The 14487-nt window shown below is 34.1% G+C and carries 14 protein-coding genes; 9 read left to right on the top strand and 5 right to left on the bottom strand.

Annotated features, from left to right (window positions below; all coding sequences use genetic code 11):
• The first annotated feature begins 33 nt into the window (after window positions 1–33).
• The 5 genes from K8B81_RS08555 to K8B81_RS08535 all read left to right on the top strand — a co-directional run bounded on the left by K8B81_RS08555 (window position 34) and on the right by K8B81_RS08535 (window position 5795).
• Entirely contained in the window at window positions 34–516 is a 483-nt protein-coding gene (locus tag K8B81_RS08555; RefSeq protein ID WP_025571382.1) for a DUF2271 domain-containing protein, read from the top strand.
• Window positions 517–541: 25 nt separating this feature from the next.
• Complete coding sequence (locus tag K8B81_RS08550) at window positions 542–2725, top strand: PepSY domain-containing protein (RefSeq protein WP_223680857.1); 2184 nt, start codon at window positions 542–544, stop codon at window positions 2723–2725.
• A 15-nt stretch (window positions 2726–2740) separates the two neighbouring features.
• Window positions 2741–3748 (top strand): FAD:protein FMN transferase, encoded by a 1008-nt coding sequence (locus tag K8B81_RS08545; protein WP_223680855.1) that lies wholly within the window; start codon window positions 2741–2743, stop codon window positions 3746–3748.
• 179 nt (window positions 3749–3927) lie between these two features.
• The gene (locus K8B81_RS08540; RefSeq protein WP_223680853.1) at window positions 3928–4995 is read left to right on the top strand and encodes a magnesium transporter CorA family protein; all 1068 of its coding nucleotides are present in this window, start codon (window positions 3928–3930) and stop codon (window positions 4993–4995) included.
• Complete coding sequence (locus tag K8B81_RS08535) at window positions 4995–5795, top strand: restriction endonuclease (protein WP_223680851.1); 801 nt, start codon at window positions 4995–4997, stop codon at window positions 5793–5795. The genes K8B81_RS08540 and K8B81_RS08535 overlap by 1 nt, the downstream gene beginning before the upstream one ends.
• An 11-nt stretch (window positions 5796–5806) precedes the next feature.
• Here K8B81_RS08535 and K8B81_RS08530 read toward each other — a convergent pair whose 3' ends face one another.
• A complete protein-coding gene (locus tag K8B81_RS08530) occupies window positions 5807–6838 on the bottom strand; it encodes a LacI family DNA-binding transcriptional regulator (protein WP_223680849.1) in 1032 nt (343 codons plus the stop codon).
• A 157-nt stretch (window positions 6839–6995) separates the two neighbouring features.
• Here K8B81_RS08530 and K8B81_RS08525 point away from each other — a divergent pair, with 157 nt between their 5' ends.
• A complete protein-coding gene (locus K8B81_RS08525) occupies window positions 6996–7817 on the top strand; it encodes a polysaccharide deacetylase family protein (protein ID WP_223680848.1) in 822 nt (273 codons plus the stop codon).
• A 51-nt stretch (window positions 7818–7868) separates the two neighbouring features.
• Here the strand turns inward: K8B81_RS08525 and K8B81_RS08520 are convergent, their stop codons facing one another.
• A complete protein-coding gene (locus tag K8B81_RS08520) occupies window positions 7869–8357 on the bottom strand; it encodes a TlpA family protein disulfide reductase (RefSeq protein ID WP_223680846.1) in 489 nt (162 codons plus the stop codon).
• A gap of 224 nt (window positions 8358–8581) precedes the next feature.
• Here K8B81_RS08520 and K8B81_RS08515 point away from each other — a divergent pair, with 224 nt between their 5' ends.
• The 3 genes from K8B81_RS08515 (at window position 8582) to K8B81_RS08505 (ending at window position 10052) form a co-directional block, all read left to right on the top strand.
• On the top strand, window positions 8582–9079 hold the full coding sequence (locus tag K8B81_RS08515) for a hypothetical protein (protein ID WP_223680844.1): 498 nt from the start codon (window positions 8582–8584) through the stop codon (window positions 9077–9079).
• 213 nt (window positions 9080–9292) lie between these two features.
• A complete protein-coding gene (locus tag K8B81_RS08510) occupies window positions 9293–9745 on the top strand; it encodes a hypothetical protein (RefSeq protein ID WP_025572104.1) in 453 nt (150 codons plus the stop codon).
• 4 nt (window positions 9746–9749) lie between these two features.
• Window positions 9750–10052 (top strand): hypothetical protein, encoded by a 303-nt coding sequence (locus K8B81_RS08505; protein ID WP_025572103.1) that lies wholly within the window; start codon window positions 9750–9752, stop codon window positions 10050–10052.
• A 135-nt stretch (window positions 10053–10187) separates the two neighbouring features.
• On the opposite strand, the gene K8B81_RS08500 is transcribed toward K8B81_RS08505, so the two are convergent.
• The 3 genes from K8B81_RS08500 to K8B81_RS08490 form a co-directional block, all read right to left on the bottom strand.
• The gene (locus tag K8B81_RS08500) at window positions 10188–10721 is read right to left on the bottom strand and encodes an STM3941 family protein (RefSeq protein ID WP_223680842.1); all 534 of its coding nucleotides are present in this window, start codon (window positions 10719–10721) and stop codon (window positions 10188–10190) included.
• A gap of 134 nt (window positions 10722–10855) precedes the next feature.
• Window positions 10856–12241, bottom strand: coding sequence for a M20/M25/M40 family metallo-hydrolase (locus K8B81_RS08495; protein WP_223680840.1), 1386 nt, complete (start codon window positions 12239–12241; stop codon window positions 10856–10858).
• A 167-nt stretch (window positions 12242–12408) separates the two neighbouring features.
• Window positions 12409–14328 carry a discoidin domain-containing protein gene (locus K8B81_RS08490; protein WP_223680838.1) on the bottom strand — a complete coding sequence of 640 codons (1920 nt, stop codon included), beginning with the start codon at window positions 14326–14328 and terminating at the stop codon, window positions 12409–12411.
• Window positions 14329–14487: the final 159 nt, after the last annotated feature.

The following is a 14487-nucleotide window of genomic DNA, read 5'->3' as shown; positions in this document are numbered from 1 at the left end:
TCAAATTTCCAATAAAAAACAAATCAATTTCAAATGAAATCTATTATTAAAACTGCTCTTACTGGCGCCCTTGTATGTTTTGTTTCTTTTACTATAAATGCACAGGCCTCAAAATATAAATGTATGCTTCAAATGTCAAACTACATGGGTGAAGGGGCTTACATCGTAGTTTCGCTTATCAATGCCAAAGGAGAGTATGAAAAAACGCTTTATGTAATGGGTGACGATAAAAAATGGTATAAATCATTGAAAGAATGGAACAAATTTCATACTAAAAAAACTGAAGATATAAGCGCCAAAACCGGTGCTTCTGTTACGGGTGGAGACCGTAGCATTACTTCTATAGAAATTGAAGATTCCAAAATCAACAAAGGTTATAAATTACGTTTTGAATCGGCCGTTGAAGATCAGAAATATTACGTAAACGATCTTGAAATCCCGCTTACCACTGAAGGACTTGCAGCAAAAACAGAGGGCAAAGGTTACATCAGATACGTAAGGCTGAACAAAATATAATCCGAATTACTTTTCTAAACACGCAATGACTCTATCTTTCTGGCGTTACGCACACCTTTCCCTGGCGCTATTTTCTTCTGTTTTTTTAATTTTGGCTTCGGTAACCGGAATTATTCTGGCGATTGATGCAGCCCAGGAAAAAACACTGCCTTACAAAGCAGCCAATTTTAACCAGATAACTTTAGGGCAAACACTGCCAGTGCTAAAAAAAGCGTACCCGGAAATTACAGAAATTAATATCGATTATAATCAGTTTGTAACCCTGCAGGCAATTGATGCGAACGGAGATGACATCAATGCTTATATTAATCCGAAAACCAGTAAAATATTAGGAAAACCTGAGAAAAAAAGTGAATTCATTCAATGGATTACAAGCCTTCACCGCTCTTTGTTTTTCCATGAAACAGGGCGTTTTTTTGTGGGTGTAATCTCTTTTTGCCTATTACTTATATCAATTTCGGGTTTCGTACTTGTCTTAAAAAGACAGCGCGGAATCCGAAATTTCTTTTCTAAAGTCATTAAAGAATATTTTGCACAGTACTACCATGTCGTTTTAGGACGACTGGCTTTGATTCCGATTTTGATTATTGCACTTACGGGAACCTATTTGTCACTTGAAAGATTCAACTTTTTTATGGGTGATGAAAAGGCAAAGCCAGTAAAAACGAAACTATCAGAAGAAGCGAAAAAAACTTCCATATTCAAAAATACCTTTCTTTCTGATATAAAAAAAATAGAATTCCCTTTTACGGATGATCCGGAGGAGTATTACATCATTGAATTAAAAGACCGTGAAATCGAAGTAAATCAGATTACGGGAGCTGTTGTTTCAGAAAAACGCTTCCCTAATACCGTTCAGTTATCTGCGTTGAGTCTTGATCTTCATACAGGAAGAATAAATGCAGTATGGGCTATCATTTTGGCTTTAGCCTGTGTCAATATCCTTTTCTTTATTTATTCGGGATTTGCAATTACTTTAAAACGACGATCAAGCCGAATAAAAAATAAATTTAAAGCCAATGAAAGCAGTATCGTCCTTTTAGTAGGTTCTGAAAACGGAAGTACTTTCAGGTTTGCCAATGCAATTCTGAAGCAATTAACCGATCAGGGACACAAAGCTTTTATATCGGAATTGAACAAATTTTCTGTTTATCCAAAAGCAGAGCATATTATTATATTTTCTTCAACACACGGTTTAGGTGATGCCCCATCAAACGGAACGCAGTTTAAATTGCTTTTGCACAAGCAGCATCAACACCAAAAAATCAATTTTTCAGTAGTAGGCTTTGGTTCAGAATCCTATCCTGATTTTTGCCAGTTTGCAGTCGAAATCGATCAGCTTTTAGAAAACCAAAACTGGGCAGAACGTTTTCTGGAACTGCAGACCGTTAATGATAAATCGGCTGTTGAGTTTGTAAACTGGGTAAAATTGTGGAGCAAAAAAACCGGAATTCCGTTAGCTGTTACTCCATCTTTATACAATCATGTTCCCAAAGGACTGCAAAAACTAATGGTTTTAGACAAAACTGAAATTTCTGAGACCGAACATACTTTTATCTTAACCTTACGTGCCAATATGCGCACAAAATTCAGCTCAGGAGATCTACTGGCTATTTATCCTGCCAATAATTCGCGCGAACGCCTCTACTCTATCGGAAATCACTCGGGAAACATTCAGTTGGTTGTCAAACTGCATCCTCACGGATTAGGTTCTGGATTTTTAAATAATCTTGAAATAGGAAATACCCTCAAAGCCCGAATCATAAACAATAAAGCTTTTCATTTTCCAGACAAAGCTCCAAAAGTAGCCCTGATCTCTAACGGAACCGGAATTGCTCCTTTTCTTGGAATGATCGAGCAAAACAAGAAAAAAACGGAAACTCTTTTATACTCTGGCTTCAGAATTGAAACTGAAACCGTTTCAGGTTATAAAAAGTTTGCAGATGAAATGATTCGCAAACAAAAACTTACGAATTTTCATCTGGCTCTTTCGCGTGAAGCCGAACATATTTACGTAATGGATTTAATAAAACGTGATGCAGCCTTTTTTGTTGATTTATTAAAGCAAGGCGGCTTCATCATGATTTGCGGTTCTCTAGCCATGCAAAAAGACGTTGAAGAAATTCTGAATGAAATATGTTTAGTGAACAGCATTAAAAATCTTTACGATTATAAGAAAAACGGACAATTATTAACTGATTGTTATTAATAATTTTTATATCAAATGAAATCATGTCATTATAAAATATTGCTTCTTTTTATCCTTACATTAAGTATTTCGGGGAATTCGCAGGTGTTGCGTAAAAGAACGACTTTGCTAATGGGTGGCCGTTTTGATATTAGCATTGTCGCTCATGATTCTCTGACAGCAGAACAAAATATTAATGAAGTTATAGCAGAAATCAGCCGCATTGAAAACCTTATTTCAGACTGGAAACCGGACTCACAAGTTTCAGAAGTGAATCAAAATGCCGGAATCAAACCCGTAAAAGTAGATCAGGAGGTTTTTGAATTGACGCAGAGAGCAATCGAGTTATCTAAAAAAACCAATGGAGCATTTGATGTGAGTTTTGCTGCCCTAGACCGTGTTTGGAAATTTGACGGATCCATGACCGAAATGCCTTCGGCGGAAGCGATCAAAAAATCAGTAGAGAAAGTGGGTTATAAAAATATTGTTTTAGACAGTGTAAACTCAACCATTTTCCTTAAACTAAAAGGAATGAAAATTGGCTTTGGTGCTTTGGGAGAGGGATACGCAACAGATAAATGCCGGAGCATGATGATCGATAAAGGCATAAAAGCCGGAATCATTAACGGATCCGGTGACATGAGCACCTGGGGAAAGCAACCCAACGGAGAAGACTGGAAAATCGGAATTACGAACCCATTTAAACCTGAAAAAATTTTGGCTGTTTTTCCTTTGAATAACGGTGCTGTAACCACATCAGGCAATTATGAAAAATATGTAGTTTTTAATGGTAAACGATATTCACACATCATCAATCCGGCAACAGGATATCCGGCAACTGGTTTGTGCAGTGTTACTGTTTTTGGTCCCAATGCCGAAACTGCAAATGGATTAAGCACTTCTATAATGGTTTTGGGTAAAGACGAAGGTATGCTGTTACTTCAAAAATTTCCAGATTACAGCTCGGTGATGATTACTGATAATGGAAGGATAATTAAATCTAAGAATTTTAAGATTTCTAAAATTGATTCTAAATTGAAATAATTGTTATTTTTAATAAGATAAAAAAATTGTAAGTTTCAGTTATACAAGAAAAATTATCTTTTAGTTTTAATCTAGTAATACAACATAATAAAAAATTCTTACCAGCAAGTTCTTGTCCAATTTTTGTAATTGTTTATGCAAAACATTTTATACATTTACAACTCTTAAATTCCTTTATTATGATACTTAAACCAGTTGACGTTGCATTAAGTGCAATAATGATTGACCAATTTAATCCACGTTTCGTTAAAGCAAAAAACATTACCCAAAGTCAACTTGTAAAAGAAATGCTTGAATCTAAATCTTCTAAAGAATTATTACGAAGTTTACAAGAAGATATCAAATGGGTAAATAGAATAGTTATTCAAAAAATTGAAACACATGAATATTCAGACATCCTAAAAAACGAAGGTTCTTTTGAATATGTTGCTATTGAAGGGAATACGAGATTAGCATGTTTAAAGTCAGGTGCTGTTAAAGACTATACCAAAGACACAGTAATTCCTGTTCTCATAGCTGAACAAGAAGAAAATGAATCCATAGAAGATTTTAGGAAACAAGTGAGAATCACTCAAGGTATTGCTAATGTCACAGTTGTAAAAGAATGGAGTCCTATTTCTAAAGCTAAACACTTGTTAGCTCTTTATAATGATATCAAGGATATTAGTAGACCAACAGAGATTTATAAACAGATTTCAAATGAATTAGGTATTGGAGTAAAAGAAGTAAGGGAATCAATAGTCAGGTATCTAATATTCAATAAGATTTCAGAGGTTTCAGAACCTATCCCAGAGGAGAATTGGGGATATCTTGAGGCTTTTGATAAAAATTCAAAGATTCGTTCAATTATAGGCTTAGATCCTGAAACCAATGAATTTATTGAAAATGATGAAGAATATTATATTGAAATTTTAGAAGATATACCTGCATTAATTAAGCAAGCTCTTCGAAATAGCTTAAATACAAAACAATTTCGTGATATAATTTTTGAAATAGTAAAAGAAACATCTTCCTCCGAAGAATTTAATGAGATTAAGAATGAGATCTTGAATGACGAAATCACCTTGATGTCTAAAATGAAAAAAACTGATATTTCAGATAAAGAACAGTGGAATAAAATATTAGATGATATTTTAAAACAAATTTCATCATTTCCAAATATGGCTGATTGGGCAACTGACTTAGTTACGAAATTAAATTCTATTGAGGAAAAAACTTCAAAGCAGATTAAAAGTATCAATTCATAATGACTATTCTTGAAGTTAAGTCAATAATCAATATAATTATATCTACATCATGGGATGGTAAAAAGCGTGTTGATGATTTAATTGTTGAAAAAATATACCACAGTACTCAATTAATAATAGACCGAGATTTACTTTTAGATGAATTAGGAGATCCAAATACTAACTCTTATGAGAAGCTTATAAGAACTCTACAATCAACATTATTAATTAATAACAATTTTAATAAAATTGAACTTTTTGATGAAGTTGATGGATTTTACATTCAAAAAAAACACAATAATTCTGCGGTTGATATTAAATATAGTGAAGTAATTTCTTTCATTAATTCAATTGAATTACAATATAATAAAGGTGTAGCTTATGAATTATTTTGTAAGGCTTTCCTTGAAGATTTAGGTATTCAATGTATATCAACCAAATCATCAGGCGATAAAGGAATTGATATTTTAGGAAGTTACTTCTCCGATTTGAAAGATAATGTTGCGAATTTAGTATTTAATGAAAAAATTTACTTATTGGTTCAAACCAAATATTTTACAACTTCAATCGACACACCTGTTATAAGAAAACTTGTAGGAGATTCGTTATTTATAAGATTTGATGAGCTGGATTATTTAACCATACGACATAATGCGGTGCATTTAATAGTTTTTAGCCACAATGGCTTTACAACCCCTGCTACAGAATTTGCGTTAAGAAATAAAGTAAAAATTTTTGATTCAACACATATTGCACATATAATTTCTGAAGAACCTGAAAAGCATTGGAATTGTTTGAAAATAATATTTCCTCAAAAATAAATTCCCGATAACTACCTCCTAGCCGAAGACTCCCTTGCCAAAACCTCAGTATTTAAAAAAGTAATTTCCTTAACCTCATCGCCCTTTGCTTTTTTTAGATTTTTAATAATAATATCAGCCGCTGCCTTGCCCATTTTTTCAGCAGGATGCGTTATCGTTGATAAAGGCGGATCAATAATTTGAGAAATAGGGTCATTGTTAAAGCCAATAACAGCAATATCTTCCGGAACTTTAATCCCCCTCTTTTTGGCCGTCTGGACAGCACTTACTGCAATAATATCCCCAGCCGCAAATATACCATCGGGAATTGGATTTAAATCAAACAATTTATTACTTGCCATTACTCCTTCTTCATAAGTAACTGATTTTAAATTCACAATCAGTTCTTCATCCACAGGCAAATTATGATCTTTTAAAGCTTCAATGTAACCTCTTCTTCTTTCATTATATAAATTACCAAATTCAGATCCTGCTGTTAAATGCGCAATACGGAGGCAGCCTTGTTCTATGAGATGCTTGGTCGCTTTATAACCCGCAGAATAATTATCGATAATAACCCTGAAAGTATTAAAATCTTTTGGAACCCTGTCCACAAACACTAAGGGAATATTATTGTTCGAAAATTGCAAAAAATGTGAAGTATCCCTGGTTTCCATAGCCAATGAACAAATAACACCGCTTACACGATTGCTGTACAAAGACTTAGCCATATTGACTTCTTCTTCAGAAGAATCATGCGACTGCATAATGATTACGGTATAACCCGCTTTTTGAGCCGCAATTTCGATACCGCTGATTAATGAAGATAAAAAAGGCTGGGTAACTGTCGGAATTAAAACGCCTATGGTTTTGGTTTTATTGCCGCGTAAGCCAGCTGCTAAAGTATTGGGTACAAACCCCATTTCTTCTGCAGTCTTTTTTACTTTTTTTATTGTTTTATCACTAATCGTATGATGGTCCTGTAAAGCCCTGGAAATTGTTGAAGTTGCCAAATTTAATTTTTTAGCAATATCATATATCGTTACATGTTTATTTTCTTCCATGAAATAAATAATAAATGAGTGTAAAGATAGCTATTTTCTATTTGAAGTAATCTTCCAAAAACCGAAGAAATTAAACCCTGTTTTTTTATATTTTTCTTAAGTTTTTTCATATATTTCAGATCAGAACTATTGAAAACTATTAAATAACTATACTGACATGACCATAATTTTTTATAAACTATTAAACAGAAACTTCGAAAACATAAAAGTTTCTATGATTTTTTTTCTGTTTTCAGTCGTCATTTTTGCCCAGGAACAAAACAGAAACTGGAATGGTAAAAAATGTGCTGTTGTACTAACGTATGATGATGCGTTAAATATTCATCTTGACAAAGTTATCCCGATGCTTAATTCGTATCAGTTTAAAGGAACTTTCTATCTGATAGGTTCCTCGCCTGTTGTTTCCCAGAGAATCGAAGAATGGAGAGCCGCTGCCAAACAAGGACATGAACTTGGGAATCATACTTTAAACCATCCATGCAACGGAAATATGCCGGGAAGGGAATTTGTAACATCTGAAACTGATTTGTCGAAATACACTGTTGCAAGGGCAGTTAACGAAACCCGGGTTACAAACACTTTGCTAAAAGCTATTGACGGTAAAAACGAGCGTACGTTTGCTTATCCGTGTGGCGATTTCACGATTAAAGATACTTTGTATTACAATTTTTTAAAGAATGATTTTGTTGCTGCAAGAGGCGTTTCACCCGGTTATTTAAACAAAAAAGAAGTTGATTTTTCTAATGTGAATTCCTTTTTCGAAAACGGAAGTACGGCTGAACAAATGATTGCTCAGGTTGAAGAAGCGGAGAAAAAAGGTTCTTTTATCGTTTTTCTGTTTCACGGTGTAGGCGGTGAACATCCTTTGAATATCGATTTGGAAGAACACCGAAAATTACTGGAATATTTAAAGAAAAGAAAAAAAGATATTTGGGTTGCACCTATGGTGGATGTAGCAAAATATATTAAGGAAAATTAAATTTGTGCAGATCAATTTATTCAAACTAATCTGCACAATTTCTACAAGTAATTATTTCGTCAACAATTCATTTACCAGTTCATTTAGCTTATTACCATGGATATTTTTAGCCAGAATAATTCCGTTTTTATCTACTAAAACATTGAATGGCAACGCTTGTACCATATAATCTGTTGCTGCTGCAGAACTCCAGTATTTTAAATCACTTACCTGTGTCCATGGAAGTTTTAGTTTGGTTATCACTCCTGTCCAAACTGGCTTTTTTGTATCTAAGGAAACGCCGTAAATATCTAATTTCCCGGAATATGTATTGTATAATTTTAATAATTCAGGCTGCTCTTTGATACAAGGACCGCACCATGAAGCCCAAAAGTCAACTAATACTAGTCCTCCTCTTAAAGATGAAAGGGCTACCTTTTCTCCTTTTGCATCCGGAAGATCAATTTCTGGAGCTATATCTCCCACTTCAAGACCTACAACCTGTGCTTTAACTCCAATCACAGAAAAAAATAACAATACTGCAACAAATAATTTCTTCATATTTTAATTCTCAATTTACTTACTAATCCCAATTTATATTTCGGACAAATATAAATAACAACGTTTAACTTTTTATTAAAAAAAATGAGTATTATTCTATAGTGAAAATAACTATAATTTTATTTGGCAGCTATTTTTTTTATTATTTACTTTGTATTTCAAAGTACTTTTAATTAGAGGCGAGAAAATAAAGAAAATTATAACTGATAATAGGAAAAGCTAAAATGAATACACTACTTTATATACCAACATTTTTTGGAATGAGCATTGAAGTTTATTTCATTTTGCTCCTACTGGGCATTCCGACATTTTTCTTTTGGAGATGGCTACTAAAAAAATTTATAAAGGTGGATAAGACACGAAAACTTGTTACGTGGACAGCAACAATTGTCTCGACACCAGTAATTTATGCTAGTCTTATCATACTTTGGGTTTTGAGTATGAGTTACCATCCAGATCATGACTTTGACAAAGAAAAATGGTTTAACGATAAAGAAAAGCGTTACGAGCTTTCAGAAGACATTATCGATAGCGAAATGCTCATTGGTAAGACGAAAACTGAAGTACAACAATTACTCGGTAATGAAGATAATACTAGAGAATCGAACAATTGGAGTTACTATTTAGGGTTTAGACCCGGTTTTTTCACCATGGACCCAGACGTGCTTGAAATTGAATTTATACATGGTAAAGTAGTGAATGTTGAGCAACATGGAACATAATTGAAAGCAGAAACCACTGCCTATAATACGGGCTTCATTTAAGTGGTCTTACTCTTACTTAAACTTAAGGTGTTTTATGTAGTACCAAATTCAAACTTTACCCTACGAAAAGCTGCCCAGAGACTAAACCTAAAATCACTACTTTTTAATCAAGCATAAAATTAACTTTATACATAAACTTTGAAATTCAAAGAACTTTTAAAAATAAAAATCATGAAAGATAAACTAATCGAAAAACTTTATGAATGTACAAAAGTGCCTTATCAAAAATTCCTTAAAAGAAACAAACCCTGGGAAGTTGACAAAGTAACGTTACTGAACTATCCGGAAGGCACTTTAGGATTTGGATTAGGAAAGTTTCTGAATGAAAATCATTTTGATATGCAGCCGAAATTAGAAGATCATGATGTCATTCATGTTCTGACCAATACCGGAATTTCAGTTGTTGATGAAATCGGGATGCAGTATTACCTTTTGGGAAACGGAAAGAGAAGTTTGTATTTGTTTTTAGTCATCTTTTCAGGAACTCCCTTCTACCCCAAACAAATCAAGTATTTTCTTGAACAATACAGAAGAGGCAAAAAAGCACATCCGTTTTATTACCTCAATTTTTCAAATATGCTTTTAGTACCTGTTAAAACTATTCAACATATTTTTAATATTTAAAATTATGCAAACGATCCATAAAAAACTTTCAGAAGAAACCCAGACTATTGAATTGGTAATTGGGACATTTATAATTAGTACTGTTTTATTTGCGTTTTATATGTTTACCAACAAAAACTCAAATGTTCTGGTATTTGCTTTTCCGTTTGTTATCTCGGCTTTGCTCCTAAACGGAATCATGGTGTTTCATCTGGTTGACCGTTTTGTAAAATTATATGAGGAACGGAAAGATGTAGCGGTTAAGATTTTGTTGTTGTTGAGTAATATTCCTATTGGGTATTTGTATTATGTTGTTGCGATGAAATAGTGATTATTACAAATATAAATAAGAAGGTATTTGAATTTATGGTGAATGCAGAAACAGTAAAAATTGCATTATTATTATTAAGATTAATTGAAAACCGCTATTGAATAAAATTCAATTTCTTAATTTATTTTTCTCTTACGATTTATAGTGACTCATTTTTTCTAAAATTAATTTATGTAATTTGTTAAAATCCGTTTGCAAAGCGTTTGCAGAAATACTAATGGGTGAACCGTAAGACTTGTAGTTTATCTTCATTACGTTTCTTTTTATTGAGTTAGACATTTTATCTATATATTCCTGTGGATTTTTAACTATAATCACCAAAAATTTTTGATTCCTGACTTGTAAAACAGTGATTTCCTGAATATCTGTCCAAAGAATCATTCCTACTGAAAGACCACTTGAGTTGTCAACAATTCCTTTTGGATTAATCATTAGTCCAGCTTTTTGGTCTAAAAACTTGCGTAAAATTGTAATCACCACAAGTCCAAAGAATAGAATAGAAGCAATTCCAAAAATCGTTCTCTGATTGTATAAAATTGGAGTGCCAATTTTTGATTGATTTACTAAAAACCAAATTCCAAGTCCGACAAAAATAAGTGAACCTGTAAAAGCAAAAATCATTTTGGTTTTGCTTAACGGAATTTCAATTTGTTCTTTGTTATTCATTTGTTTATATTAAATATTTAGCAGATTTTTTACTTTTCATTACCGTCCTCTCCATATGTAAGCAATTACAACTGATTCTCGTTTGCATGCAAACGAGCATTAGATAAGATGTAATAACTAGTTCATTACTAAAATCAATTAGCCCCAGGAAGAACAATCCCACTCTGATCAATCAAATAAAGCAACGTAGTCATAGTCGCTGCACCCAGTTCCAGTTCTCTTTTGTTGATGGCATCAAATTTATCGTTTGCAGCATGGTGGTAATCAAAATAACGTTGTGAATCCGGTTTTAAACCTGCTTTAACAATTGCTTTTGATTTTAAATGACTAATGTCTGAACCTGCGTGACCAATGGTGAAACTATGCACTAAGTAAGGCTCAAAATAATCTTTAAAGCCTTGTATCTTTTTCAAATTGGCATCATCAGCTTCAATTGAAAAACCTCTTGGTGTGAATCCGCCAGAATCGCTTTCTAAAGCAAAAATATGGTTTTCGTTCTTTTGCTTTGAAACTTCTTCGTATTTGGCGCCGCCTTTTCCGCCGTTTTCTTCGTTCATAAATAATACGACACGAATCGTATTTTTAGGTTTATAATTGAAACTTTTAAGAATACGAACCACTTCCATACTTTGTACCACTCCTGCCCCATCATCGTGAGATCCGTCTGCTAAATCCCAGGAATCCAAATGCCCGCCCACAACCATGATATTTTCAGGAGTTACCGTTCCTGTCAATTCTCCAATTACGTTGTACGACAACACATCCGGCAAGGTTTCACAGGATTGTTTGAAATAAAATTTTAAAGCAGGATTACTTTTTAAAGTAGCACTTAATAATTCAGCCCCATTGGTACTGATTGCCGCTGTCGGAATATATTGTTCCTTTGGCAAATCGCCATAACTCTGAACTCCTGTATGCGGAAAATCATCTAAACGCAAATTCATCGAACGAACAATAGTTCCTACTGCCCCAAGTTTAGCTGCTTCTTTTGCACCGGCAAATCTTTGATCGACACAAGCCCCGTAAGATATAAAGGTTTCTATGTTTTCAGGATTCATTGGTCTGTTAAAAAACACAATTTTGCCTTTTACTTTATCGCCTAACGTTTTTAATTCTTCGATTCCCTGTACTTCGATCACTTCAGCAGTTAATCCTGTTTTTGGAGTTGCAACAGAATCTCCCAAAGCACAAATTGGCACTGTTTTTTTTACTTTTCCGTCTAATATAAAAGCGGTTTCTTTTTCGCCACGCACCCAATGCGGCACCATCACTTCCTGCAAATATACTTTGTCAAGGCCTAAACTTTCTAATTGTGTTTTGGTATAATTAACCGCCAATTGGGCATTTTGAGAACCTGACAGACGAGCTCCGATATCGTTGGACAAATACTCTAACCAGGTATAACATTTAGAATCGGTTAAGGCTTTTTTGTAAAATAGTTTAATGTTCTTTTCTTCGTTTGATTGGGCAAAAGCCATCAAACCGCTTAAAATCAAAACAGGCAGAAGAGTTTTTTTCATGTTTATACTATGTATTTTGGGATGATTTTATTTGTTACTTCTTTCACAAAGAAACAAAATTTATCTAAACCTGTCAGATTTTCTTCTCAGCCTTTTCACAAAAAAAATTCTGATTTACAAATTCTTAAATTTGCAGTCAGAGCTTTTATAAATTCATTAAATAAAGATTATTTCACTTCGATAATCTTATTTTTTGAACCAATTCCGTTTTCATTAAAGGCTTCAATGGTAAAATAATATTTTGTGTCTTTATCCAAACCTCTGAAGTCATATGAACTATCTCCATAAACCATAATGCTGTTGTATAACTTATCTGGAGCAATTCCGTAATAAATGTTATATCCAATTGCATCATTTTGTTTTTTCCATGAAATCATCGCATTTCTTGAATCTGATTTGTTTCTGTTTACTTTAAAAGAAGCAACCGCTTTGGGTTTTGCTGCTAATCCATCACCAAAAACCCTGAAATCTGAAATAGCAAACAATCCGGAAGCGTTGTGAATGTTTTCCATTTTAATGTAACGTGCCTTAATTGATTTTGTGAGTTCAACATAATCATGAGGCGCATCTTTATCATTTTTGGATTTATCTACAACCAAAGTCCAGTTTACAGCATCATCCGACATGAAGATTTTATATTGATAATAAATATCCATTGCTTTATTGAACTGCGTTGCTTTATGATCTGCGTAATTAATCTGCAAAGCCGTTATTTCCATTGGTCTTCCTAAATCCATTTGAAGCCATTCTCCAGAATTACTGGTTTTAGCCGACCAATAGGTCTGGATGTTTTCATCCGTTAAATTTTCAGGTCCGTAACAGAACTTCTCATAGACTTTTTTTCCGCCATTGTCCATTCGGTGCGTTTCGACTTCCATACATTCTTCCGAAGAGGAAACCGTTACAGGCTTTTTGTACGAAAGCAGCATCCATCCTGATGAAGCGCCTTTTGTCTGATCACGCTGACTAGTTGGAAGCACTATCGGGAAATCTCCATACGCTGTGATTGAATACATCACATCATCTTTATCAAATCCGGCAGGAAACATGTCGATACGGCGCTCAAAACGGTCTTTTATGGAGATTTTACAGGTTCCGGTATTCCAGTAATTTCCGTAATTGTCTGCAAAGGTATTTCCGTGTCCGGCACCAATTACAAATCCGCCCGGTTTATACGACATTGGATTGTGTTTTTGATATGTAAAAGGCCCTAACGGATGATCCCCTACGTGAACGCCATTGGCATAGCCTTTAAATTCAGTGGCCGGTGCGCCATATTGCATATAATATTTTCCGTTGTGTTTGGTCATCCACGCCCCTTCAATAAAATTTCCCCAGGGTGCAGGTTCCATGTCGTTGTTAGGGCCAAAACGTTCCCAGCCATGAGCTGATGGATCAAGAATTGCCACTTCTTTAATCTGACCATACGGTTTTTGAATATCTTCAACCTCTGTCGCTTTGTATAATGTTGCATAATCAGCCTGATTACCTTTGGGAAGCCATGTTTTATAATCAACCTCAACGCCTACGAGAGGTAGTTTTCCGCTTGAACCGTAATACATGTATACCTTTTTATCATCATCCTGAAAAATCGCAGGATCCCAGGTTGGCAACATTGCTTTATCTACGTGACGTGTCCATCTTCCCGATTTTGGATCGGCTGTTTTCCAAACAGGATGATCTCTTTTCCAGGTAGAACCTACGTAAAACAAAGTGTCATTTACCACCCATGCTGCCGGAGCGCACTGATCATCATCGCCCGGCTGTCTCTGGAAACTTCCGTAAACAAAATTCCAGTCGGACATGTCTTTACTCCAAAAGAAACCCGCCTGATTCGTTGCAAATAAATAATAATCGCCTTTGTATGTAATAATTACCGGATCAGCACTGGAACGACGGGATTCCGGAATTCCGTTGTGATTGTGTGTTGTATAATTATAACCAATATTTATTGGGTTACAATAGGTTGTTGCAGACCTGGCAGGATCAAACCATTCTGTTTTACCAGGTTTATTTTGTGCAGATGTCTTAAAATTAAAACCAATCAGCAACAGTAAAGATAGAATTGAATAAATTATTTTCATCATTTTGTATTTTATAAACAGACGAATGCAATTGAAAAATGGCAATCTTGTCTTTTCATGTAAATTTCAGTTTTTAGGGAACAATGTTTCTAGATTCCTACAGAATGACAGACTTAAACTATTTGTGTTTCATTTAAATTTAAAAAAAAGCCCTTCGTATAA

The organism is Flavobacterium hibisci, from assembly GCF_020026925.1.
Classification (GTDB): domain Bacteria; phylum Bacteroidota; class Bacteroidia; order Flavobacteriales; family Flavobacteriaceae; genus Flavobacterium; species Flavobacterium hibisci.
Note: the sequence above shows the minus strand (reverse complement) of the source record. Positions and strands in the feature narration are given on the sequence as shown.